This is a genomic window from Chryseobacterium sp. HR92, assembly GCF_045689405.1.
Taxonomy (GTDB): Bacteria; Bacteroidota; Bacteroidia; order Flavobacteriales; family Weeksellaceae; genus Chryseobacterium; species Chryseobacterium viscerum_A.
The window spans coordinates 1,040,209-1,062,308 of record NZ_CP139139.1; the positions used below are offsets into that span (position 1 = coordinate 1,040,209).

26 protein-coding genes are annotated in these 22,100 nt (G+C 34.5%); 10 read left to right on the forward strand and 16 right to left on the reverse strand.

Annotated features, from left to right (window positions below; all coding sequences use genetic code 11):
* Nucleotides 1–4: 4 nt before the first annotated feature.
* The 10 genes from SFA27_RS04675 to SFA27_RS04720 all read right to left on the reverse strand — a co-directional run bounded on the left by SFA27_RS04675 (nt 5) and on the right by SFA27_RS04720 (nt 8,249).
* The gene (locus SFA27_RS04675; RefSeq protein WP_407296674.1) at nt 5–1,051 is read right to left on the reverse strand and encodes a serine hydrolase domain-containing protein; all 1,047 of its coding nucleotides are present in this window, start codon (nt 1,049–1,051) and stop codon (nt 5–7) included.
* Between the two features lie 164 nt (nt 1,052–1,215).
* Nucleotides 1,216–1,947 (reverse strand): class I SAM-dependent methyltransferase, encoded by a 732-nt coding sequence (locus SFA27_RS04680; protein WP_407298161.1) that lies wholly within the window; start codon nt 1,945–1,947, stop codon nt 1,216–1,218.
* 268 nt (nt 1,948–2,215) lie between these two features.
* Entirely contained in the window at nt 2,216–2,629 is a 414-nt protein-coding gene (locus tag SFA27_RS04685; RefSeq protein ID WP_047378847.1) for an SRPBCC family protein, read from the reverse strand.
* Between the two features lie 3 nt (nt 2,630–2,632).
* Complete coding sequence (locus SFA27_RS04690; RefSeq protein WP_407296677.1) at nt 2,633–3,136, reverse strand: SRPBCC domain-containing protein; 504 nt, start codon at nt 3,134–3,136, stop codon at nt 2,633–2,635.
* A 51-nt stretch (nt 3,137–3,187) separates the two neighbouring features.
* Nucleotides 3,188–3,508 carry a helix-turn-helix transcriptional regulator gene (locus tag SFA27_RS04695; protein WP_047378845.1) on the reverse strand — a complete coding sequence of 107 codons (321 nt, stop codon included), beginning with the start codon at nt 3,506–3,508 and terminating at the stop codon, nt 3,188–3,190.
* Between the two features lie 153 nt (nt 3,509–3,661).
* On the reverse strand, nt 3,662–3,862 hold the full coding sequence (locus SFA27_RS04700) for a YqaE/Pmp3 family membrane protein (protein WP_407296680.1): 201 nt from the start codon (nt 3,860–3,862) through the stop codon (nt 3,662–3,664).
* A gap of 28 nt (nt 3,863–3,890) precedes the next feature.
* Nucleotides 3,891–4,274: a tetratricopeptide repeat protein gene (locus SFA27_RS04705; protein WP_407296683.1), complete on the reverse strand. Its 384-nt coding sequence runs from the start codon at nt 4,272–4,274 to the stop codon at nt 3,891–3,893.
* Nucleotides 4,275–4,369: 95 nt separating this feature from the next.
* On the reverse strand, nt 4,370–4,789 hold the full coding sequence (locus tag SFA27_RS04710; RefSeq protein WP_407296685.1) for a DUF1801 domain-containing protein: 420 nt from the start codon (nt 4,787–4,789) through the stop codon (nt 4,370–4,372).
* A 74-nt stretch (nt 4,790–4,863) separates the two neighbouring features.
* Nucleotides 4,864–5,931: a tetratricopeptide repeat protein gene (locus tag SFA27_RS04715; protein WP_407296688.1), complete on the reverse strand. Its 1,068-nt coding sequence runs from the start codon at nt 5,929–5,931 to the stop codon at nt 4,864–4,866.
* A 299-nt stretch (nt 5,932–6,230) separates the two neighbouring features.
* Nucleotides 6,231–8,249 carry a M3 family metallopeptidase gene (locus SFA27_RS04720; RefSeq protein ID WP_407296691.1) on the reverse strand — a complete coding sequence of 673 codons (2,019 nt, stop codon included), beginning with the start codon at nt 8,247–8,249 and terminating at the stop codon, nt 6,231–6,233.
* A 211-nt stretch (nt 8,250–8,460) separates the two neighbouring features.
* Between SFA27_RS04720 and SFA27_RS04725 the strand changes: the two genes are divergently transcribed.
* Nucleotides 8,461–8,991: an SRPBCC family protein gene (locus SFA27_RS04725; protein WP_047378841.1), complete on the forward strand. Its 531-nt coding sequence runs from the start codon at nt 8,461–8,463 to the stop codon at nt 8,989–8,991.
* Between the two features lie 34 nt (nt 8,992–9,025).
* Here the strand turns inward: SFA27_RS04725 and SFA27_RS04730 are convergent, their stop codons facing one another.
* Entirely contained in the window at nt 9,026–9,385 is a 360-nt protein-coding gene (locus SFA27_RS04730; protein ID WP_407296693.1) for a DUF805 domain-containing protein, read from the reverse strand.
* A gap of 131 nt (nt 9,386–9,516) precedes the next feature.
* Here SFA27_RS04730 and SFA27_RS04735 point away from each other — a divergent pair, with 131 nt between their 5' ends.
* The 5 genes from SFA27_RS04735 to rimM all read left to right on the forward strand — a co-directional run bounded on the left by SFA27_RS04735 (nt 9,517) and on the right by rimM (nt 12,406).
* Nucleotides 9,517–9,966, forward strand: coding sequence for a hypothetical protein (locus tag SFA27_RS04735; protein WP_407296696.1), 450 nt, complete (start codon nt 9,517–9,519; stop codon nt 9,964–9,966).
* Between the two features lie 104 nt (nt 9,967–10,070).
* Nucleotides 10,071–10,580, forward strand: a complete 510-nt coding sequence (locus SFA27_RS04740) for a nitroreductase (protein ID WP_407296698.1) — start codon at nt 10,071–10,073, stop codon at nt 10,578–10,580.
* Nucleotides 10,581–11,165 (forward strand): hypothetical protein, encoded by a 585-nt coding sequence (locus tag SFA27_RS04745; RefSeq protein WP_264517103.1) that lies wholly within the window; start codon nt 10,581–10,583, stop codon nt 11,163–11,165. It abuts the gene before it with no gap.
* 117 nt (nt 11,166–11,282) lie between these two features.
* A complete protein-coding gene (locus SFA27_RS04750) occupies nt 11,283–11,849 on the forward strand; it encodes a 30S ribosomal protein S16 (protein WP_309436211.1) in 567 nt (188 codons plus the stop codon).
* Between the two features lie 14 nt (nt 11,850–11,863).
* Nucleotides 11,864–12,406 (forward strand): ribosome maturation factor RimM, encoded by a 543-nt coding sequence (rimM, locus tag SFA27_RS04755; protein WP_047378836.1) that lies wholly within the window; start codon nt 11,864–11,866, stop codon nt 12,404–12,406.
* 37 nt (nt 12,407–12,443) lie between these two features.
* Here the strand turns inward: rimM and SFA27_RS04760 are convergent, their stop codons facing one another.
* From SFA27_RS04760 to SFA27_RS04780, 5 genes are all read right to left on the reverse strand, one after another.
* Nucleotides 12,444–14,096 carry a serine hydrolase domain-containing protein gene (locus SFA27_RS04760; protein ID WP_407296700.1) on the reverse strand — a complete coding sequence of 551 codons (1,653 nt, stop codon included), beginning with the start codon at nt 14,094–14,096 and terminating at the stop codon, nt 12,444–12,446.
* An 85-nt stretch (nt 14,097–14,181) separates the two neighbouring features.
* On the reverse strand, nt 14,182–15,096 hold the full coding sequence (locus tag SFA27_RS04765; RefSeq protein ID WP_407296702.1) for a helix-turn-helix domain-containing protein: 915 nt from the start codon (nt 15,094–15,096) through the stop codon (nt 14,182–14,184).
* Nucleotides 15,097–15,196: 100 nt separating this feature from the next.
* Nucleotides 15,197–16,036 (reverse strand): SDR family NAD(P)-dependent oxidoreductase, encoded by an 840-nt coding sequence (locus SFA27_RS04770; protein ID WP_047378831.1) that lies wholly within the window; start codon nt 16,034–16,036, stop codon nt 15,197–15,199.
* A 247-nt stretch (nt 16,037–16,283) separates the two neighbouring features.
* On the reverse strand, nt 16,284–17,090 hold the full coding sequence (locus SFA27_RS04775) for a helix-turn-helix transcriptional regulator (protein ID WP_407296704.1): 807 nt from the start codon (nt 17,088–17,090) through the stop codon (nt 16,284–16,286).
* Nucleotides 17,087–18,016: a helix-turn-helix domain-containing protein gene (locus SFA27_RS04780; RefSeq protein ID WP_264517107.1), complete on the reverse strand. Its 930-nt coding sequence runs from the start codon at nt 18,014–18,016 to the stop codon at nt 17,087–17,089. The genes SFA27_RS04775 and SFA27_RS04780 overlap by 4 nt, the downstream gene beginning before the upstream one ends.
* A gap of 105 nt (nt 18,017–18,121) precedes the next feature.
* On the opposite strand from SFA27_RS04780, the gene SFA27_RS04785 reads away from it, so the two are divergent.
* The 4 genes from SFA27_RS04785 to SFA27_RS04800 all read left to right on the forward strand — a co-directional run bounded on the left by SFA27_RS04785 (nt 18,122) and on the right by SFA27_RS04800 (nt 21,776).
* Nucleotides 18,122–18,760 (forward strand): LA_2272 family surface repeat-containing protein, encoded by a 639-nt coding sequence (locus SFA27_RS04785; RefSeq protein WP_407296708.1) that lies wholly within the window; start codon nt 18,122–18,124, stop codon nt 18,758–18,760.
* Nucleotides 18,757–19,221: a hypothetical protein gene (locus tag SFA27_RS04790; protein ID WP_407296710.1), complete on the forward strand. Its 465-nt coding sequence runs from the start codon at nt 18,757–18,759 to the stop codon at nt 19,219–19,221. The genes SFA27_RS04785 and SFA27_RS04790 overlap by 4 nt, the downstream gene beginning before the upstream one ends.
* Before the next feature lie 29 nt (nt 19,222–19,250).
* Nucleotides 19,251–19,892 carry a hypothetical protein gene (locus tag SFA27_RS04795; RefSeq protein ID WP_052184846.1) on the forward strand — a complete coding sequence of 214 codons (642 nt, stop codon included), beginning with the start codon at nt 19,251–19,253 and terminating at the stop codon, nt 19,890–19,892.
* A 153-nt stretch (nt 19,893–20,045) separates the two neighbouring features.
* Nucleotides 20,046–21,776, forward strand: coding sequence for a helix-turn-helix domain-containing protein (locus tag SFA27_RS04800; protein ID WP_407296713.1), 1,731 nt, complete (start codon nt 20,046–20,048; stop codon nt 21,774–21,776).
* Nucleotides 21,777–22,100: the final 324 nt, after the last annotated feature.

Here is a 22,100-nt window from a genome sequence, read left to right on the forward strand (position 1 = left end):
TATTTTATGGCTTTTTTGATGTGGTTTTGATTTCGCTCAGAGTTGCTTTCGCAATATTTCTGGTAACTTCAGTCGGGGAATGGCAGTCACAGTTGCTGAATCCTATCACATAGACATTTTCGCTTGGAATATAAACGCCCATGCTTTTAAATCCAAATATACTTCCGCCATGTTCCCGGTCTGGTATACCATTAATATCTTTCAGATGCCATCCATATCCATAGGTAAATTCTTCACCATTGTTCAGCTTATATTTCTGAAATGCTTTTTGGGCTTCTTCTGGATTCAGCAAAGTATTCTGAAGCAAAGCCTGTTGCCATTTCAGCATATCATCTACGGTAGACATCAATGAACCGGAAGAAAAAGGAACACTGAAACTGATAACAGTTTTATTGACGAAGCCCTGTTCTTTTTTGTGATAACCATAGGCTCTTTGAGGGATCACTTTTCTGTCAGAGGCATAATAAGAATGAGACATTCCTGTTTTATCAAAAATATTTTTCTTAATAAAATCTTCATAAGAGGTTCCGGAAACCAGTTCAATGATATGGCCTAACACGACATATCCGGAATTGTTGTAATCAAACTTTTCTCCGGGAGCAAAATCTACAGGTTCATTCTTGAAAAAATCAACCATTTCCTCAGGCTTCATCTCTTTTTGAGCAATAGAAGAAATGGATTTCATTTTGGTGAAATCTTTAATTCCTGACGTGTGGGTAAGAAGATGATGAATGGTAATTTTGTCCCCGTTAGGATAATTTCTAAGGTATTTGGAAACAGGGTCACTGACATTAAGTTTTCCTTGTTGTTCCAATATCAGAACAGCCACGGCTGTAAACTGCTTGGTCATAGATCCGATCTGGAAAACATTATCCGATGTCATATTAACGTTGAGTTCAATATTGGCTTTTCCAAATGCTTTCCGATAGAGGGTTTTTCCATTTTGAGTAATCAGGAAAACGCCACCAGGTTCATTTTCATTCCTGAATTCTGTCTGGATAATACTGTCAATTTTCTTTTCATATCCTTTTGTAGGAATCTGAGCATCCATTCTATTGCTTAAAAACAGGAGCAATATCAAGAAGGAAATTAGTTTTTTAATAATCATATTTCTATACTTTGTTATGCAAAGATATGATAATTTATTATTACTATGTTATACAATATAGTTGTTTTGTTTTTTGTTTGAAAAGCTAATGACGTAGTTCTAAGAAACTATTTTTCAACAGAGATTAACAGCATCATCGGTCTGCGGAGTTCTTCTTTCATCTCAGGGATTTCTTTTAACATTTCCTGGCCCGGTTCCGGCTCAATAATCTCTTTGATTTTAAAACCCTGTTTTAATAAAGTATTTAAATAAGAAGTTAAAGTACGATGGTATTTGATCACATTTTCTCCTAAAAAAGTAGTATCTCTTTTTCCTTCCATAAAATAACGGTCTACGGGCCAACAGGTTTTTTCACCGTTTTTATCATAAACCCAGTCCTGACCGCCTTCTGCCGTGAAAACAGGATGTTCCACCGAAAACACAAAAGATCCGCCAGGGCTAAGCCACTTGTAAATATGCTGAACAATAGTATCGAATGATTCTACATAATGCAATGTGAGTGAACTCAATATAATATCAAATTTTTCAGCAGGATAATCAACATCTTCCAGAGCTTTTCTTTCATATCGGATTCCTTCCAGATTATTAATTTCCTGAGCTTTTGCCAGCATTCTTTCCGAAAGATCGATTCCGATCACGGATTCTGCACCATTTTCCATGGCATAGCGGCAGTGCCATCCAAAACCACATCCAAGGTCAAGAACATTTTTCCCCTGAAAATCAGGCAGCATATTTTTCAATGTATGCCATTCTCCGGCTCCTTCCAAACCTATCTGTGAACGGAGCATTTTTTCGTATTGGTCAAAAAATGACGGATGGTCGTATTTATTTTCTTTCATAGCTTCAAAAAATTGTGGTTCTTTAATTAAAGTCATTTTGACTTTTTTACCTATCCATGTCAAGATTTTAAACCTTGACATGGATTTTAGTTAAGACTTTGAAAATTTTCAGCTCATTAAAGAAGTATCATTCCTGCAAATCATTTAATGAACACGAGATCTACGTAAATTTACGACAATTATATCAGAATTCAGAGGCTGCTGATCACTGAAAAAAGCTGAATGTTCTACACTCAGCTTTATTTCATTATTTCTCAATTGAGAATTTTTAATTCGATTCTGTATACTTTTTGAAATTATCAAGAATAGCCTGCCAGCCTCCTTTCTGCATTTCTTCAGGATTCTGGTTTTCCGGATCGAAAGCTACATCTACATGAGTTTGGCCTTCTTTTTCTTTAAAATCAACTTTTACCTGTCTTCCGTCCGGCATGGTATAGGTAAAGTTTTCACCGTCTTTTATTTCATCATAAACCGCTTCAAAGTCGAAACCGAAACTTCCGTCTTTAGCTTCCATTCTTGCAGCATATTTCCCTCCTACTTTCATATCGTTGGAAGCAGAAGGACACTGCCATGAAGGGTCAGCAAAGTTCCATTGGGTGATGTGTTCAGGATTGGTGTAATAATTCCATACTTTTTTTGGATCTGCATTTATGATGGCAGAAACTGTGATTTTGTGGCTCATTTTTTATTGATTTAATGTTAGTAATAATTCGTCAAGTTTTTCTAATGTGGCTATCATTCCCTGTTCCATTCCCATTTCGATAATGGTTTCCAGATCGGTTAATGATTGATAGGTGACAATAGTTTCCACAAGGGTATTTTCATTTTTATCTGTGAAAGTGACCAGCCATTCAGCCTGAGGTAAATCTGTGTTTATTTCTCCTTGTTCATTGCAGAACGCATCACCTGAAGTATAGGAATCAACCGTATTAATCTTGTGATAGATTACCCAGCCCCAATATTCTGTTCCGTTGGGTTCTACCATAGCATAATGCCAATGTCCGCCTTCACGGAATTCCATTGATTTTGTTTTTGTGGTCAGTGGTTTCGGAGCAAACCATCGGTCAAGAAGTTCACTCTTTGTGTAACAATCCCAAACCATTTGTCGGTTGGCCATAAACTCACGTCTGATAGTAAGTGTGTTCTTTTCCTTGTCTGCAAGAAAATCGAACTGAAGATGATGTTTCATAATATTATTTTTATAATTTGTTTTGTTAAAATGATAGTAAAGTATTAAGCTTTATTTCTGCTGACTTTTTAATGTTGCCAGTAAAGTGTCTAGTTGTTCGAAGCGGCTTTCCCAGATCTTTCTGAACTGTTCCAGCCAATGATCTATTTCTTTCATTTTATCAATTTCTAAAAAGTAATAAATTTCTCTTCCCTGGTGATTTTGGGTAACCAGTTCACATTCAGTCAGGATTTTAAGATGCTTTGAAACCGCTTGTCTTGTAGTGTCAAAATGTTCTGCAATTGCATTGGGTGTCATCGCTTGTACTGCTATCAACGCAATAATAGCCCTGCGGGTAGGATCTGCTATAGCCTGAAAAATGTCTCTTCTCATAAGTATCAATTTTTAAATGAAACCATATGGTTGCAAATATATGTGCAACTTTTCGGTTTCGCAAGTTTTTTTTGAAAAAAATTACAAATCAGAAGTTATAAATTAAAATGTATATAATGTAACCGGTTGTTAGTGGCTGATTTGAAGCGATATTTACTTTTGGTTTTTACGCATCGCTTTAATCAGCTTGTTATTCCGTTTATCAGCTCTTTCATTGTTTAAAGAAAGAACAGCCCAAATGGCGGCAGGAAGCCATCCGATCAGGGTGATCTGTAAAATAAGACAGATAATTCCGGTGAAAACTTTTCCACGGACGATGAAGGATAAGAAGGGAAGTAATATGGCCAGTAGCATGATTTTAAAATTTTTATTGTAAAGAATTTTAACGAGATTGAGGATCAAAATACGCTTTAAAAGTAAGCGGATCTTCAATAGTATCTTCAGCTTCTTCAAGGTATTCCAAATACTCTTCCTGATGTTTTTCCATGTAGATAAGCACAATAGCGAGGTTTACAAAAAGATTTTTGTCTTTAGAACCCAAATTTAATGCCGTTTTTAGATACTCCAGTGCCTTTTCATTTTCTCCCATATCCGAGTAAACAGCACCAATATTGATTAAAGCTGCTGTATTTTCAGGCTCAATCAATAAAATTTCATCTAATTCTTTAACCAACAGATCATTTAAGGTATCCCAATGATCTTCATTTTCCCACCTTTTAGCCTGAAGTTTTTTTACGTTTTCTAATCTTGTCGTTATCGTACTCATTATTTAAAATTACAGAATGGATGCTTGCTTTGTTTCCTGTACAAATTTAGTTTTCTTAGAACAGATCTGCCAGTTTTTTATAAGTTAAAAGAATGTTATCCTTTAAGACCATCCAGTATGGCAGCTTTCAGGATTTCAATATTGATATCTTTCAATGCCTTGAATTTAATGCAATATCCGGTTACGCTGGCTTTACCTATTTTGTCTCCATAGGTTGTAAACAAATAAGTTTTATCATCAATGTTGAGAACATAAATTGAGATTCCGGTGGTATTGGCACTCATTCCGATCTGATAAAAATCCCGGGTTTTTCCGTCGGTATATTGAATGGTATAGAATCCATATCCGATATTGGGATTGGAAACCGTTTTATTTTCACTGTTTTTACCATCGAGAAACCACAGCTGGCATTCCGGCATAAGCTTCAGAATGATGTGGTGGAGTTCCTGCATATCGTTACGTTTCAGTTCCGGCTGGCTGTTGATATAGTCTTGAATTTGTTCTTGAATGGGCATATGAAATATAGGATGTGAAAAATATTATTAAGGATGAATCCTGCTTGGATATATTGTAATAATAAGCTGTTTTTTTAATTTATAAAGTGAAAAAAATTATGTTCATTTATATTGATACTATTTTCACCTTTTACATACCATTCTGCAAATTTATTATATTCTCCTTCATTTTTTTTAAGCCAGCTTGAGAACTCATCTTGAGCTCCCATTTGAAATAAATAGTGATTGTAGGCATCAAAAAGATTGTTTTTAGAGATAAGATCCTGATACTCGAAAAGTATATTAGGATAATCTTTATTGTCTTTTTCGAAATATGATTTCAAGAATGCCTGTCTTATTTTGGATAAGGTATCCAAATTGAATTCTTTTGCTTTTGAATTTAATAAACCATAAATAAGCCATTTTCCAAACATTAAACATAGAGGAAGGTTTTTGTCTGTTGGGGTCATACTCATTTGCTTACAAAGATTCAGTTCTTTCATCTCTCCATTTTCAAATACTATCGAATTTTTATAAGCATCAAATAAATTTTTACTCATTTCTCTAGATCTGTCGGTAGTTCTTTCAAGATTGAGAAAGATTTCTCCGTAAATTAAACCAGGAACTTTATCATCAGAATTAAGATAAAGATTTGCAATCCTATAATAATTTGAAGGATATTTTTGGTCAACCGAAATTCCTTTTTGATAGGAAGCAACAGCTTTATTATATTCTTTGTTTAGTTCATAAACAACCCCTTTTTCCAGATAAAGCAATCCTTTATTAGGAAATTTCTTAATTCCTGTGTCATATATTTCTATTGCTTTTTTAGGGTTATTAAGATTATCATAAGAGTTTCCCCAAAGTGAATAAAGTTGAACGTTTATATCTTTATAGTTTTGTAATTTCTCAGCGATTTCAATTGCTTTTTTATAATCTTTCTTTAAATAATGTGCATATGCAATTTCATAAGGATAATTAAAATTTTCAGGATCTAATTTTTGGCTTTCCTCAAGCAATATGATGCTTTCTTCAATCTTCCCGTTATCCATTAACTTAATAGCTTCATTACCTTTTTGTAAAGCAATTTCCTTATTATTTTGGGCAAAAGACAAATTACTTAATAGAACAGTTAAAATTAAAATTTTGAATTTATTTTTCATTGAATAACTCATTTTTATAAAAGATAAAATTGAATTTTAATTCATCTGTTTTCTTCGTAAGCTAAGAGATGAATCGAAATTAATAATGTTTTCATGGATTTTTTGTTTGACCTATAATTTCTCCAATAATTTTAATGGAAATTGTATCATAAGACTGGCATCAAATTTAATAGAAAAAAGGATAAGATGATCTCCAGATATAATATATTTTGGATACTAAAAATTGAAAAACAAAAAAGAACAGCAATTGCTGTTCTTTTATATTTTCTTTTTCCTGATCTGTGAATCAGTTTTTATGGTTATCCAAATGCTCTTTTCAATAAACTCTCTACTTTTGGCTCGCTGCCTCTGAAGCTTTTATAAAGTTCCATTGGATCTTTCGTTCCGCCTGAAGAAAGCAATACTTTATACTTGGCTGCAATCTCAGGATTGAAGATTCCGTTTTCTTTGAAATACTGGAAAGCATCCGCATCCAGAACTTCTGCCCATTTATAAGAATAGTATCCTGCAGAATATCCGCCCTGGAAAATATGGGAGAAACTTGGGCTCATTGCCGTTTCAGCATTGGAAGGATAAAGAGTGGTCGCTTTGGTATACTTATCCTCAAAATCCTTTATACTTTCATTTTCCAACTCTCCAACTTTTGTATGATAGTTCATATCCAGAAGTCCGAACCCTAGCTGTCTTAAAGTTTGATAACCTTCCATGAAATTTTTAGACTGTTCTATCTTTTCAATTTTTTCGTCAGGAAGTACTTCTCCCGTTTTATAATGCTTAGCAAACGTTTTTAAAAACTCCGGCTCATAGCAGAAGTTTTCCAGAAACTGAGATGGAAGTTCCACAAAATCCCATTTTACAGAAGTTCCGGAAAGGGTAGGATACTGAGTATCCGCCATCATTCCGTGAAGAGCGTGCCCGAATTCGTGGAATAAAGTCGTTACTTCCTGGAACGTAAGTAAGCTGGGAGTATCTTTTGTTGGTTTGCTGAAGTTACAGACAATAGAAATATGCGGACGTGAATTTTCACCGTTTTGCTTATACTGATTTTTGTAGCTGGTCATCCATGCACCGGCTCTTTTCCCTTTTCTTGGGAAATAATCAACGTATAACAGAGATTTGTAAATTCCGTTCTCTTTCACTTCATATACTTTTACATCTTCGTGATATTTCGGAGTATCATTTCTTTCCTCAAAAGTCAGCCCGAAAAGTTTTCCAGCCAGCCCGAATACAGCATCCTGCACCTGGTTTAGTGGAAAATAAGGCTTCAATTCTTCATCATTAAGGTCAAATTTAGCCTTACGAAGTTTTTCAGCATAGAATGCGTGGTCGTAACCTTGCATTTCATCAATTCCGTCTGCTTTGGCTAAAGACTTTAATTCTTCAATTTCTTTGTCAGCATAAGGTTTTGCTTTCGTTAAAAGTTCGTTTAAAAAATCAAGAACTTTTACCGGAGACTTTGCCATTCTTTCTTCCAGAACAAAATCTGCATAGTTTTTATACCCAAGAAGCTCGGCTTTTTGCTGCTTTAAATTCAGAAGTTCTTTAATCAGATTCTGGTTGTCAAATTCTCCGTCATCAAAAGACTTTTTACCATTGGCTAAAGCTAGTTCCTTTCTCAATTCACGGTTTTCAGCATACGTCATGAACGGAATATAGCTTGGATACTGTAAAGTTACTACCCAGCCTTCAAGATTTCTTTCCTTAGCTTCTTCAGCATATTGATCGATGATGGCTTCAGGAATTCCCGCAAGATCTTCCTTATTGGTGATATGTTTAAAATAAGCATTCGTGGAAGCCAGTACATTTTGTCCGAACTGTAAAGACTTTAAAGAAAGATCCATGCTGATTTTCTTTAATTTTTCTTTGTCTTCCTCATTCAATAAAGCTCCGCTTCTTACAAAACCTTTGTAAGTCTCATTTAAAAGCATTTCCTGTTCTTCGTTAAGATTATAGTTTTCCTTTTCATCATATACTTTTTTGATTTTGTTGAAAAGGGCTTCGTTCTGAGATATTTTTGAAGAATATTCAGTTAAGATCGGAGAAACCTCCTGAGCAATCTGCTGAATTTCATCGCTGGTCTCTGCAGAATTTAAGTTGAAAAAAATATTTGAAACCACATCCAGCTGCTCTCCCGAATATGCCAATGCTTCAATAACATTTTTGAAAGTAGGTGCCTCAGTATTGTTGATAATGGCATCAATTTCGGATTCGGACTTTTGAATCAGTTCTTTAAATGCCGGAAGATAATCTTCATTTTTAATGCTATTGAATGGTGCCGAATGATATGGAGTGTTAAATTTTTCAGTTAAAATATTCATTTTTTAATCTTTTATATAAGGTAAATGTAATGATTCATTAGGAATCACAGCTGAAATGCTCAAAAATAATGCCTTACTCACAAGTTATGACAAAAATACTTATCTTTAAATAATCTTGTCATATGGAAAGTGGGAGTGATGCGGGAATATTTAATTTTGAGAACAGGTTTAAAAGTCATTATTAAAATAAATAACCTTAAATATATAGACTATGAAAACACTCTTAAAAATTATTGGTACTATCATCGTACTGATTCTCATCTATGCTGTAATTGCGATGCTGGCTTTCAGTAAAGATTATCATTATGAAAAATCTATTGTGATCAATGCACCACAGGAAAAAGTATGGACTTATGCGGGTAACTTAAAAGGATATAACCAATGGGATCCTTTTTCTAAAGCTGATAAAAACATTGTCATTACTTATTCAGGAAATGGAGATAAAGTAGGAGATTCCTATCACTGGAAAGGAGATAAAAATGTGGGAGAGGGTGAGCAGTCCATTACTGAGCTGATACCCAATCAAAAAATGGCTACCAAACTTCACTTTGTAGAACCATTTGAAGGAAATATGAAGGCTAATTTCATTATGACACCTGAAGGAAGCGGAACAAAAGTAACATGGATGATCGATAATGAGCTAACTCCTATGATGAAGATTATGAAACCGCTGATGAACAGTAATATGGATAAAATGTTTAGTCAGGGTCTTGGTGATCTGAAGAAACTTGCTGAAAAATAAAATAAAAGCCTTGTAAATTTACAAGGCTTTTTTATTACAATTCTTTCTTACCAATCTCGTTGATTGAGCTATAGTTTCCTTCCCCCTTAGGATTTGGTCCGTATTCATTTGGTCCGTGGTCGCTGTCTGCAAATAACATCCATAAACCATACAAAGGGATTAATTGAAACCAACCTGAATTTCCTCTGTCGTGACATCTTTTTGTTCCCTGTGCAATAAGAAACCAAAGAAATGGAATCAGTAAAATGAAGAATACAAAAGTAACACCGCCTGATGGTTCGTTACTTTGAAAGTAGATATTGAATGGTACAGAAAATACCAGATATAGAAGATAGGACAATCCATACTCTGTCCTTCTGATTCTTCCATTAAATGAAAATGGTGCTTTAAACATGGTTTTAGTTTTAAAAAAGGCAAATCTAGAAATATTTTTTTAAAGATAATGGCTGTTTGCGGGCATTATTTTCTATAAAGTGAAAGAAATATTATTCTAAAAATATTATCTTTATATAAAGAATAGATTGTATGGAGAAGATCGTATTTGAAAAAAGTGATATCAGAGACTTTGTGAAAACTACCATCGCAGAGAAAATTGAAAAGCTTAATAACTTTATCGAATTTACCCTGGAAGCCAGCCGTGATATTAAAAAAACTCCGAAATATGACAGCATGAGAGAAGAGATGCAGGAGGAGATTTATCAGATGCAGAGACAGCTTGGGGCTTTGAATGATCTTAAAAGAAATATGGCAAAAGTTCTGAATACCGCTACAGAAAGAGTGCAGCTTGGCTCGCTGGTGATCACCAATAAGGCCAGGTTTTATATATCAGTGTCATTAGGGGAATTCTTTTTTGAAGGAGATCGGTTTTATGCAATCTCTCCGGAAAGTCCTATGGCCAAAAAAATGATGGGTATGAAATCAGGCGATGAGTTTACTTTAAACAAAATCCATCAGAAGATTATAGAGGTTTTGTAAAAGTAAAAAGTATTTTTGATAAGCTTCCGGCATTTATTACACAGCCAAACACTAAACTTTCTTTATCCCACTTCCTGCTTCTATCTTTTTCGTAATTTTGTTACATGAATAAAGCATCCATTTTAAAAGAAATCATAGAACAAAGAAGAAGTATTTTCCCAAAAGATTATACCGATACAGAAATTTCTCAGGAAATTTTGGAGGAAATTTTAAATGCTGCCACATTTGCTCCCAATCATAAGCGCACAAAACCTTGGCGTTTCAAGATATTCAAAGGGGAAGAAAAAGCACAGCTGGCATCAGAAATGCAGGCAATCTATAAAGCAATTACACCCGAACAGCTTTTCTTAGAAAAAAAATACTCAGATATCGGTTTTAAAATCAATAAAGCTAATGTTGTAGTTTCCATCGTAGTCAATTTCAGTGGAATGGTTCCTGAATGGGAAGAAATAGCAGCTACCTCAATGGCCGTTCAGAATATGTATCTTACCTGTACAGCAAATAATATCGGGTGTTACTGGAGTTCTCCTAAAATTGTAGAGGAGTTGAAAGATTCTCTGATTATTGAAGAAAACCAGCAATGTCTGGGACTTTTCTATATGGGAACGGTATAGATGAAGAATATTTACAGAAATTATAATGAAGAAGATCTGCATGCTGCTTATCTTCATATGACTGATCATACCGGTAAAGTCAATGATGAACTGCGTAAAGCCATCAGTCAGCAATTCAATTATGATGAATTTGTAAAAGCAGCAGAATTCAGGAAGGTTTTAGTTAAAGAAAAAGGGAGAATCTCATTTGAAGTACACAAAATGGTACAAAAGGGAGAAAAGATAGATACTATTCTTGAAACGATCTCTTCGAAAATGATCGGAAGCAGTGATTTGAAAGTTTTTATTCTGGATAAATTTGATCAGTTTTCAAAAGTAAAAGAAAATGATAAAATAGATTCGAAAATAATTTTTAAAAGCCTTTTAGGACTTGTAGCAGCTTCTGTTACCGGACTTCTTTTTTTAAAGGCTGTGATGACATCTACAGGAGAATTTTCATTTTTTCTGCTGGTACCTGTTTATATCATCAACTATTTCGTGATCTATGGAATTACGGGAAAGACACGGGATAATTTTGTTGTTTTTATGGCTGTTCTTATTTCCGTAATTATTTCAACAATATTCTCTCTTGCTATGCTTGGTTAGAAAAAATAATTTGAATTTATAAAACTTTTCACTTTGAGCTTTTTACTTCAAACTTTTTTACTATCTTTGCACTCTTAAATATTTAACTGGGACGAGTTCCCATAAAATTCAAACATTATGTCAGTAAAAATCAGATTACAAAGACACGGTAAAAAAGGAAAACCTTTTTTCCACATCGTGGTTGCAGATTCTAGAGCTAGAAGAGATGGTAGATTCATCGAAAAACTAGGAACTTACAACCCAATTACTAACCCAGCAACTATCGAATTGAACGTTGATTCCGCTGTACAGTGGTTAAACAACGGTGCTCAGCCTACTGATACTGCTAGAGCTATTCTATCTTACAAAGGTGCTCTTTACAAAAAACACTTACAAGGTGGTGTAGCTAAAGGTGCTTTTGACGAAGCTGAAGCTGAAAAAAGATTCAATGCTTGGGTAGAAGCTAAAGATTCTAAAGTACAAGGTAAAGTAGAAGGTTTAGCAACTGCTAAAGCTGATGCTAAGAAAGCTGCTTTAGAGGCTGAAGTAAAAGTAAACGAAGCTAGAGTTGCTGCTGCTGCACAAGCTGAAGCTGAAGCTAAAGCTGCTGAAGAAGCTGCAAACGCACCTGCTGAAGAAGTTGTTGCTGAAGCTACAGAAGGAGAAGCTCCTGCTGCTGAAACTGAAGAAAACACTGAAGCTTAAGACCAAACCCTGTTATGCGTAAAGAAGATTGCTATTTTTTAGGTAAAATCACACGCAGACATGGACTTGCGGGTAACGTAATCCTTAAATTGGATACGGACCAACCCGAGCTTTACAATAAATTGGAATCAATATTCGTTGAAATCAACGGATTATTGGTTCCATTTTTTATTGAAAGATCATCATGGAGCAAACTTGATGCTCTGAATCTTGCATTCAAAAACTCTTCTGAGGCTATCATAGACCAGGTATTGGGTAAAAATGTTTACCTTCCGCTTGCTTCACTGCCTAAACTTTCAGGAAAACAGTTCTATTACCACGAAATCATTGGGTTTGAAATTTTTGATCAAAATGATAACAACTGTGGAGTGATCAGATCCGTAAACGATCAGACGGCACAGGTGTATTTCATTACCAATCTGGATGGAAAAGAAGTGGTTATTCCTATGATAAAAGACTGGATTCTTGAAGTTGACAGAGAAGAAAGAATAATCAAAATGGAACTTCCTGAAGGTCTTATTGATGTATTCCTTGTTCCATCCAAGAAAGATGAATAATTTTTACAATAAGCAATTTCTTTCTCACTTTTCAATATTACTCATTATTCATAATTAAACTTGGTAAAAGATATTCTTGTACCATTTTTTCAACTTGTGGGTGGGCATAAGGTTTATTGTAAGCTTGTGCGGTAATTACCATGACAACTGGTATTTGAGTGAAGATGATAATTTTATTTCCGCCATTTCCGCTGGATTGGAAAGCTTCATAACTGTTGTTTCCCACTGTATAAACTTTTCTCCAGAATAAATATCCATACCCTTCAAAATCCTGACGATCCGGAAAATAATTGGTAAAAGATTTCTTAATCCAATCCTTACTTAAAATAGTTTTACCTTCCCAAACTCCATTATTGCTATACAGCTGTCCGAATTTTGCAAAATCAAGTGCTTTCATACGAAGTCCTCCTGCCAGAGAAGGCTTTTGCTGTGGAGTAAATTGCCATTTATAATTTGTGATTCCAAGCGGTTGAAATAACTTTTTATCTGCATAGCTTTTTAAGCCTTGAGGAACTGTTTTATCCAAAATATCTCCGGTTACCACCACCCCGGCAGTGAAGTAACTCCAGTTTTTTCCTGCTACATTATCTGTCATTGGCAGATCCAACGTGAAATTTACCCAATTTTCGGTAGGATACATATTTTCCTCATTTCCGGCAGATTCAGAATTTTCATCGTTTCCGTCAAATCCGGAGCTCATTGTCAGTAAGCTTTTTATAGTAACATTATCTTTTTGTGAAGAATAATTTTTAAATTGTCTCAGATCATAGAAATCTTTCAGGTTTTGATTTTCACTTTTTATATTTCCTTCTTTGATAGCAATTCCCATTAAAGCTGAAGAAAATGATTTTCCTACGGAACGGGTATCCTGCAAAGAATCTCTTCCGGATCCGTTGAAATATTCTTCAAGAAGCAATTTCCCGTCTTTTACAATAACAACTCCGGTTATATTTTTAAACCTGTTTTCTGCAATTTTCTTATTCAGATTTCTGATAGTTTCTGTGTTGATCTTTTCCTGAGAAACCTTCCATCCGCTGTTGGGTTGAATAGACTGAACAGCGATCTGCTGCTCCGAAATATTTTGGGACGGAACACTGAGGTTGATCTGTCCTTCTGCAATAACAGCTCCTGCCTTAATTGTAGAAGTATTGAGATACGGACGCATTTCAATTTTTAAAATATGATTTCCTTCCGTCAGAGCATCAATTCCGTTATGGGCCATATAGAAGCGCATCCACAGATATCTTCCCCATGAATCTTCGTTTTTACTGCTGAGAAGAGGAATTCGCAATGCTGTTTTTACTTTTTTATGCTCTGCAATGCCTGCACCTGTATTGAGGTTTTCTTTATAGATCAGCTTGCCATCTACATAAAATGAGAATTGATAATTTCCGTTTTTCAACAGTTCCTCAACGGTCCAATTGGGTTCAAGCTGATGAAGGTAGTTAACAAGAGAATTGTCGAAAAAAGCAAGAATACCAAGATCTCCGTTTTCCTGGAAGAGAGAAGAAGTGAGAAAGTCCGAATCTTTCAAATTTTCAAGAGTAACGGCTTTGTTAAGGAAAATAATTTTTCCTGTATATTTTTTTTGAATCGGATTTTCAATTTTTTCAGGATTGATTATATTTTTATTCTGCCCCTGATAAAGATAAAATGTAAAAATAAAGATCAATAATAGAACTGGTTTCATTACAAGAAGTATTTAAACAAAAGTAACAAACTTCTTAGTGCCAAAATAGAATGAAATTAACATTTATATTGATCTGCCCTTGAATCTAATTAAATAATTTTCTAAATTCTCCCGGAGACTGATTGGTCTTTTGCTTAAAGAGTTTACTGAAAGACTGTGGATGTTCAAATCCCAATTCATAAGCAATTTCACTTACAGATAAACTTGTCGTGCTCAAACGTTCTTTAGCAGAATCAATGAGTTTATTCTGAATATGCTGTTGGGTATTTTGCTGGGTGTGAAGCCGTAGAAGCGTTCCCAGATAATTAGGAGAAATATTCATTTGTTCGGCAATGGTTTTTACTGATGGGATTCCGGTTTCAAGAAGATTTCCACTTTCAAAATATTGAGAAAGAAGGTCTTCAAACTTGTATAATAATTCGTGGCTTGATTTTTTTCTGGTGAAAAATTGACGTTCATAAAAACGGTCAGAGTAAACCAGTAATAATTCAATCTGGGCAATGATCAGTTCCTGCGTGAATCTATCGGTGTTGGTTTGATATTCACGCTCAATATTTTTAAAAATATCAACAAGAATTTTCTCTTCCTTGTCAGAAAGAAAAAGGGCTTCTTTCACCTTATAACTGAAGAAATCATAAGATTTTATTTTCCTGGTTAATGAAGTGTTCCACAGAAAATCGGGATGAATCAGCAATAAAAATCCGGTAGGCTCTACTTCAACATCCTGTCTTATTTCCAGACTTAAAAACTGTTGTGGAGAAACAAAGCACAATACACCCGAGTCAAAATCATATTGCTGCTGTCCGTAATTGAACTTAGGACTGACATTCTTTTTCAGACCAATCGAATAAAAATTCTGTATCCATTTCAACTCCTCATTGTCTATAATATAGCGGACTTTACTGTAATCTATCACACTGATCAGCGGATGCTCAGGATTGGGAAGACCACAGAAAGCATGAAAATCTGAAATAGAATTAAAATGAACAGGCTGTTTCATATAGCGAAGTTAGTTGTTTTTGTAAAAAGTATAACGTATTGATTCAAAAAGTCTTCGGCTCTGCTTATGTATAACAGAGCCGAAGGGTATCACTACAGAATTAGATCGCAGTGGAAACAGTAAGGCTTTCCCATTTCTCAGCGTCTTTCTTTAAAATATCAATCTTGTTATTCAGAAATTCCAGGGTACCTACACCCAATAACAAGTGTACTGGTGGATTTTTCTCCTTACTGATCTGGATCAGGACGTCAGCTGCTTTTCCAGGATCATTAGGCTGATTTCCGTTGATGTCATTAAGGTGTGCCTGTTCAGAATTCCTCGCTGCTTCATACGCCTGAATGGGATTGGCGGGAGTTTTTACAGAATCTTTGTTCAAAAAATCGGTACGGAAATATCCTGGGTACACTACGGTAGCATGAATTCCGAAATCTTTTACTTCTTCAGCCAAAGCTTCAGTAAAGCCGGCAACAGCAAATTTTGTTGAACAGTAAATTCCCCAACCTGGAAAATTGGCAGAATATCCCCCAACAGAAGAAATATTGAATATGTTTCCTGATCTTTGCTCGCGAAGATAAGGCATGGCGTTTCTTATCACATTTAAGGTTCCGAAAACATTCACCGCATAATTTTCTCTTGCTTCTTCATCGGTAAGTTCTTCCAGCGTTCCGATCTGCCCGTAGCCTGCATTATTGACAACTACATCAATTCGTCCGAAATGATTCACTGTTTTAGCAATAGCAGATTTGATGTCATTATTGTCTGTAATGTTGACGCTGAGCGGAAGGAAGTTCTCTGAAGTTTCTCCGATGGTGGAGATCAGGGATTCAACGGTACGGCTTGTGGCAGCAACCTGAAATCCTTCGGATAATAATTTTTTTACCAACTCGAATCCTAAGCCTTTTGAAGCTCCTGTCACGAACCATACTTTTTTTGTTTCCATTTTTAAATATTTTTTTGTTTAAATGATGGTACAAAGATGGAAACTTACAAAAGGGGAAATGTATCCAAATCGGGGAATGATGTATCCAAATCGTGAATGGTACTATTTCAAAAGTGTCATTCTGAATGGAATAGAATGAAATGAAGAATCTCAAACACTTGATAACTAGTAAGATTCTTCGTTCGTCACGATTACAAAAGCGGAATAATTTGACTTTCAGGATGGCCTTTCTGAATTCGGACAGATTCTAATGATTTTTCAAAAGCTTCCTGTATTTAAGTGGAGTAATTCCTATATTCTCTTTGAAACAACGGATAAAATGGCTCTGGTCTGAAAAACCGCATTCCAAAGCGATATCCGTTAAAGAATTGGGTAAAGTGAGAAGTTCAAGAGATTTATTGAGTTTTAATTTTCTGAGGTATTCGCCCAGATTGCAATGGAAGTATTTATGAAAATCCCTGCTTAAATGAATGGGATGAATGTTCAATGTTTTGGAAAGTTCTGTAAGATTGAGACTTTCCGTAAAGCTTTCATGCAGAATTTCATTGATCTGACCTACCCATACGGGTTTTCTATCAACTATTTCTTTCTGATGGCTCAATTGACTGAAAAGATGTAATAATAACTGATTGACAGCTATTTCAAAAGACAAATCATTGGTTTTGGTTTCCCTGAACATCTGATAAACCAAGAGTTTTAAAGTGGGATCTTTTATATTAAAACTACCCTCCACTTTATTTTTCTGAATATCAAACCGATCAAACCAGCTTTGTGAAAGTTCGATGTGAAAACCTCTTGTGAAAACCTCCGGTTTAATATTGTAATGCGGATCTTCCCAATGATGGTACAATAACGTTCCTGCAGAACAGTCATACCTTTCTTTTTTGTTTCCTTCTGTCATATTGCCCTGCAGAAGAAAAGTGAAATAAGCATTTTCATGATAATGCCAGTCTACGTAAGGATGTGTATACTCCGTATCAGTGATGGTCAATCCTTCTAAATTGACCATTTGATTGGTTTGTCCAAAGTATTCGCCTTTACGAAGTGTATTCATGATAGGGTTTGTTTTAATCGGTCAATCTGTTCATACATTTTATTAAAGAACATTTTCCTTTCCCGGTTTCCGGATTCGTTCAGCGATCTGGAGTTCTTGATCTGATGCTCAAAATAGCTCAGAGAATCTTCACAGGTGATTTTATCATTGGTCATCATATATCCAAACATACTGAAAGGAACGAAAAAGGAACATTGCTGCTCGTTTTTGAATAAAATACTGTTGTTTAAAATTACTAAATCATTCACATAGATCTGAAAATTAGTTTTCTCCAGTGTTTTCATTTCAAGCCCTTCCAATAATTTTCTCAGGTCATCCAGAATAAGATCTACATCATTTTTCTTTAACAATCCCATCTCATAATAGAATGAGATTTGTCTTAAAGCGCTCATAATAGTGGTGTCATTCCAGATTTCAGTTACATTTTGTTTATCATAAAGATCTTTCAGCATTTCATTTTTTACAGAATGATATTCCATATTAAACTCATGAAAAGGGCTTAAAAATTTATCCTGGTTCAGTAAATTCATCCAGACATAAAATTTGAAACGGGACAAAATGGAATCTGAAATCGTGTAAAAAAATGGGATGTCTTTTGCTGAATAAAATACTTTGGAATTGGTAATATTCTGAAAAACATTTAAAATCTTCAAAGAGTTTTCAAAATAGTTTAAAAGATCTTCGGTGGTTCTTACAGGCTGGGTTCTTTTAACAATCAGTTGGTTTTCTGTTCCCAGGAACTGATCTAATGAAATCTGATAGTATTTGGCAAGTTCCAGTGCTTCCTCAAAACTGAACTTGGCTTTCATGGAAGTCCTTCTGTGAGCTGCATCATAGCTGATATTAAGAATGTTGGCGATCTCATCATTTAAAGATTTTTCACCGATTTTTCTTCGGATCTCCTTCAGTAGGGCTTCCTGGTGCATAGTTTTGTGATTTTCACAAATGTAGCATTTTTTTTAATTTTTTTTCACATTCGGAACTGAGCCTTCTGCTGATAATTTTGAACTGTAATTTTAAAATAAAGAGTTATGAAAACACGAATTTTATTAATAGCAGTTCTTTTATTCAGTAGTCTGGCCTATGCATCAGACCGTTTAAAAGCAGATTCTTTGAAACCGAGACTGATTGCCGCTTCCCCCTCAAAGAATGTCAGAAACGTGAATGGAGTTTTATTTAAATATTATGATGAAGAAGATCATTTTAAACCGAAAAAAGTAAATGGCCTGGGCCTGGGATTCAATTTCCTAGGTGTTTTTCTTCCTCCGTTGATGCTTTTCAACTTACAATTACCTGGTAATGATGATTATGTAATAGTTCCTCGTGAAAAGATGAACAAAATCAATGGACTTCAATGGTCGCTCATCAATATGGAACCTACGGTTACAAATGGTTTGGAAATCAATGTTTCAAGTAATATCAATACTTATGCGGTGACCAACGGTATGGCTGTTTCTCCGTTTTTTAATCTGCACCATGAAATGAAAGGGGTTTCTGTAGCACCACTGGCTAATATTGGCCAGAAATGCAGAGGAATACAAATAGGACTGTACAATAAATGCAGTGATTTCAGTGGAATACAGATTGGCGGATGGAATGAGAACGGAAAGAGAAAACTTCCATTGATCAACTGGAATTTTAAAAAACAAAAAACCAATAAGACATTATGAAAAAGTTAGCTTTAACAATCGCAATATTTCTTTGTGGTTTCTTACAAGCTCAGTTTGAAGAAATCAAAGAAAAAAAGTGGCTGGTCATTCTTCTCAGTACCAGAATTGAAGTGACTTCAATGGATAATAAAGCCTTTCTGTCAATAGGAACAAAACTTACTGATGGTGATAAGAATTATTACAGCTTAAGAGGTCATTTTAACTGGTGGGACGAAAGAAAGCTACTGGTCATTCCGGAGTTTGATTATTTCAGAAAAGTTGTTTCGTTTCGGGATGGTGCCGAGGTATCATCTTTATATGCCGGAGCAGGAGTTTCACCTTATGCGGTTTCACCCAAAGCGGGAATAAATTTTTACCATTTCTTTTGTGCAGAATTAGGGTACAACTTTGAATATAATACCTACAAGCCTTTTCCTATTAAAGGATTCCGCTATGGTATGGGAATTAACCTTGTCTTTTAAATGATTTTAAACCTATAAATAATTCAACCATGAAAAATTATAAATGGATATTATTTTTATTACTGTTTTCAGTACGTGTTTTTTCACAAAATACAATCAATGATACACTGAATACCCAAACAGAAGAATCTTTTGACTATAAAAAATATTACGATTGTGATTTTGGAGAAGGAAATGTTTTGATTGTGATCAAAAAAGGGAAAGAATTTACAGATCTTAAAGATTTAAGAAAATCAGGGAAAGGCTTTGCTATTAAGATGGAAGCCATCTACAGCATGGAATTTACGGATGGAAAAAGATATGAATCAAGTGTGGTAAAAAATATTACTCAAGACAGTCTTTCGATTACGAATTTTTTCAATGAAAATGCAGCCAGGCTGGCAGGACAGCCTTTTGAATTGATTAATTACCCTCTTTCATCTTTAAAATATGTGCGCTTTATTGATGACAGAATGTTGTCTCTGTACAGCAAAAAGAATATTCAGAAGAATTTTGATCTGACTGTGAAAAAAATGGATCGTGCTAAAATGTGCCCGGCTGTTATTCAATTTAAAGATAAAAAAGATGAAATGAAGGTTTGTCATTTCTACCTGACCTCTCAGGGGTATGATCTTCTTTACGAAGATAAGGGAAGGGTATATTATATGGAAGGAAGGGTAGAATGGAAATGATTTTTGAAGAGAGTGCAGTTTTCATACTGTACTCTCTTTTGTGAGTTTATCAGTATTGATTTTAATAAAATTATTCCCCATTCACGGAAAAAAGTAAAAGGATTGGTGCATCTACTGAAGAAAAATAATATTTTTGTAATATAGCTAGGATGAATGATGAAAATAAAATATTTACTGCTGTTTTTGATTATAGGGAATGTGTTTTTTCAGGCACAGATCAATAATGTAGAAAAAAATATTCTTGAAAGACTTACTTATAAGGAATTGGAAGAAGAATTCTATAAGGACCGTTCTGAAGATGCAAACAGTGCAAGAAGTATTGCAAATTATTATCTTAAAAAAGCAAAATTTGAAAAAAATACAGCTCAGATTGCTGAAGGGTATGTTATGCTTCATTTTGACGAAAGCTTACCCAATGCATTACAATATCTTGACAGCCTACAGCATATCACCAAAAATTCCAAAGAAAACATTTATCCGGCAAGAACGTATCTTTTAAGAGGGATTTTATATTTTAAAAATGATAATCTTCAGTCTGCATTAAATAATTATATCTTAGGGTTGAAATATGCAAAAGAAAAAGGAAATAATCGGCAGATTGCCATGGCACATATCAATATTGCCTATCTGAATAATTATATTGGAAAACACGAGGAAACTGCTAAGGTATTGAGACATTATGCCTATGATGCTGATTATATGAATGAGGATGAGAAAAACTCTCTCAAACTGAACCTGGCAGATGCTTATATAGAGATCAGTAAAATGGATTCTGCTTATATATTAATACAGGAAGGTTTACAAGATTCAAGGAAAAATAAAAATGTTTACCGTTATTATCAGAATCTTGGGTTGCTGGGATATTATCATCTGCATTCAAAAAATTATCAGAAAGCGATTGACGGTTTATTGGAGTGTGAAAAATATTTCTTTACAAACAATAATGGCAGTAAAAGAAACCAGCATTATACTCTTTTGTATTTGGGAAAATCCTATGCCGGGCTTCAGGAAAAAGAAAAAGCCGTAAACTTTTTCCGGAAGATAGATTCCATGGTTCTTAAAACAAATTACATCTATCCTGAACTGAGAGATGTATACACCTATCTGATTGATTATTATAAAGAAAACAATGCTAAGGAAAAACAACTGTATTATGTAGAACGTTTTTTAAAGGTTGATCAGGTCCTGGATAGCCGGTTCAGGTATATTTCCAGAGAACTTCCGAGAAGGTATGATACTCCGGAACTACAGCAGGAGAAAGAAAATATTACCAATGAGCTTACAAAAAGGAAGAGCCTGTTTTATATCGTGTTGAGTCTTTTATTGGTATCACATCTTTTATTTATCAATGTTTATTTTAAATACAAAAAATCTGAAAAGAATTATAAAAAGATTGCCCAGGACCTGATTCAGTCTGTTAATGAAAACAGAGGAAGCAGGGAGTCTGAAATTAAAAAAGAGATTCTGCCTGAAACTCTTCCGGTAGAAAATACAGAAGACAGAACAACCAGAGCAATTTCTGAAGATATTGCCCAAACCATTTTAAAAGAACTTGACATCTTTGAAAGCAAAGACCAGTTTTTGAATAAAGGAATTACATTGGGAAGTCTTGCCAAAAAAATAAAAACAAACTCTAAATATCTGTCGGAAATTATCAATACTTACAAAGGGAAAAATTTTGCAACCTATCTTAATGATCTCCGTATTGACTATGCCATCAACAGATTGGCGAATGACAGAAAATTCAGGTCTTATAAAATTCCTTTTATTGCCGAAGAATTAGGATATAATAATGAGCAGGCTTTCACTTTAGCCTTCAAAAAACGAACCGGAACACCTCTTTCTGTCTATCTGAAAGAAATTGAAAACATGAGGGTGAGTTAAATATAACTGATTGATTTTCATTTTATTTAAGTTTGTAAATTCATGATTTTAGGTATATAAATTTATGAATCTATGAACCATTCTCTTGTATCATTATTTTTCTTACTGCATCTTTGCTTCAGGTAAAAACACAATCATTTATTTTGTATGTGCACAATACAAGATATCAGTTCCAAACTGTTGATTCATTAAAAAGTAAAGTCCGGAACTGTATATTAAAAATGAGAAACAAAGCTGGTTAAAATTATAAATGAATATCAGTAAAAAATGAAACATAGTAATGAAGTAATTTGTTCAGAAATTTAGAAATATAAAAGAGTAGTG

Bases quoted from the DNA above. Each gene is read 5' to 3' on its own strand.
- SFA27_RS04700 (WP_407296680.1), bottom strand. From the start codon at position 3,862: ATGCTACTGGCCATATTACTTCCCTTCTTATCCTTCATCGTCCGTGGA.
- SFA27_RS04745 (WP_264517103.1), top strand. From the start codon at position 10,581: ATGAAGAATATTTACAGAAATTATAATGAAGAAGATCTGCATGCTGCT.
- SFA27_RS04730 (WP_407296693.1), bottom strand. From the start codon at position 9,385: ATGTTTAAAGCACCATTTTCATTTAATGGAAGAATCAGAAGGACAGAG.
- SFA27_RS04685 (WP_047378847.1), bottom strand. From the start codon at position 2,629: ATGAGCCACAAAATCACAGTTTCTGCCATCATAAATGCAGATCCAAAA.
- SFA27_RS04790 (WP_407296710.1), top strand. From the start codon at position 18,757: ATGAAAAAGTTAGCTTTAACAATCGCAATATTTCTTTGTGGTTTCTTA.
- SFA27_RS04720 (WP_407296691.1), bottom strand. From the start codon at position 8,249: ATGAATATTTTAACTGAAAAATTTAACACTCCATATCATTCGGCACCA.
- SFA27_RS04740 (WP_407296698.1), top strand. From the start codon at position 10,071: ATGAATAAAGCATCCATTTTAAAAGAAATCATAGAACAAAGAAGAAGT.
- SFA27_RS04675 (WP_407296674.1), bottom strand. From the start codon at position 1,051: ATGGATGCTCAGATTCCTACAAAAGGATATGAAAAGAAAATTGACAGT.
- SFA27_RS04775 (WP_407296704.1), bottom strand. From the start codon at position 17,090: ATGAATACACTTCGTAAAGGCGAATACTTTGGACAAACCAATCAAATG.
- SFA27_RS04690 (WP_407296677.1), bottom strand. From the start codon at position 3,136: ATGAAACATCATCTTCAGTTCGATTTTCTTGCAGACAAGGAAAAGAAC.
- rimM (WP_047378836.1), top strand. From the start codon at position 11,864: ATGCGTAAAGAAGATTGCTATTTTTTAGGTAAAATCACACGCAGACAT.
- SFA27_RS04785 (WP_407296708.1), top strand. From the start codon at position 18,122: ATGAAAACACGAATTTTATTAATAGCAGTTCTTTTATTCAGTAGTCTG.
- SFA27_RS04695 (WP_047378845.1), bottom strand. From the start codon at position 3,508: ATGAGAAGAGACATTTTTCAGGCTATAGCAGATCCTACCCGCAGGGCT.
- SFA27_RS04710 (WP_407296685.1), bottom strand. From the start codon at position 4,789: ATGCCCATTCAAGAACAAATTCAAGACTATATCAACAGCCAGCCGGAA.
- SFA27_RS04770 (WP_047378831.1), bottom strand. From the start codon at position 16,036: ATGGAAACAAAAAAAGTATGGTTCGTGACAGGAGCTTCAAAAGGCTTA.
- SFA27_RS04795 (WP_052184846.1), top strand. From the start codon at position 19,251: ATGAAAAATTATAAATGGATATTATTTTTATTACTGTTTTCAGTACGT.
- SFA27_RS04680 (WP_407298161.1), bottom strand. From the start codon at position 1,947: ATGAAAGAAAATAAATACGACCATCCGTCATTTTTTGACCAATACGAA.
- SFA27_RS04715 (WP_407296688.1), bottom strand. From the start codon at position 5,931: ATGAAAAATAAATTCAAAATTTTAATTTTAACTGTTCTATTAAGTAAT.
- SFA27_RS04750 (WP_309436211.1), top strand. From the start codon at position 11,283: ATGTCAGTAAAAATCAGATTACAAAGACACGGTAAAAAAGGAAAACCT.
- SFA27_RS04705 (WP_407296683.1), bottom strand. From the start codon at position 4,274: ATGAGTACGATAACGACAAGATTAGAAAACGTAAAAAAACTTCAGGCT.
- SFA27_RS04735 (WP_407296696.1), top strand. From the start codon at position 9,517: ATGGAGAAGATCGTATTTGAAAAAAGTGATATCAGAGACTTTGTGAAA.
- SFA27_RS04725 (WP_047378841.1), top strand. From the start codon at position 8,461: ATGAAAACACTCTTAAAAATTATTGGTACTATCATCGTACTGATTCTC.
- SFA27_RS04765 (WP_407296702.1), bottom strand. From the start codon at position 15,096: ATGAAACAGCCTGTTCATTTTAATTCTATTTCAGATTTTCATGCTTTC.
- SFA27_RS04780 (WP_264517107.1), bottom strand. From the start codon at position 18,016: ATGCACCAGGAAGCCCTACTGAAGGAGATCCGAAGAAAAATCGGTGAA.
- SFA27_RS04760 (WP_407296700.1), bottom strand. From the start codon at position 14,096: ATGAAACCAGTTCTATTATTGATCTTTATTTTTACATTTTATCTTTAT.
- SFA27_RS04800 (WP_407296713.1), top strand. From the start codon at position 20,046: ATGATGAAAATAAAATATTTACTGCTGTTTTTGATTATAGGGAATGTG.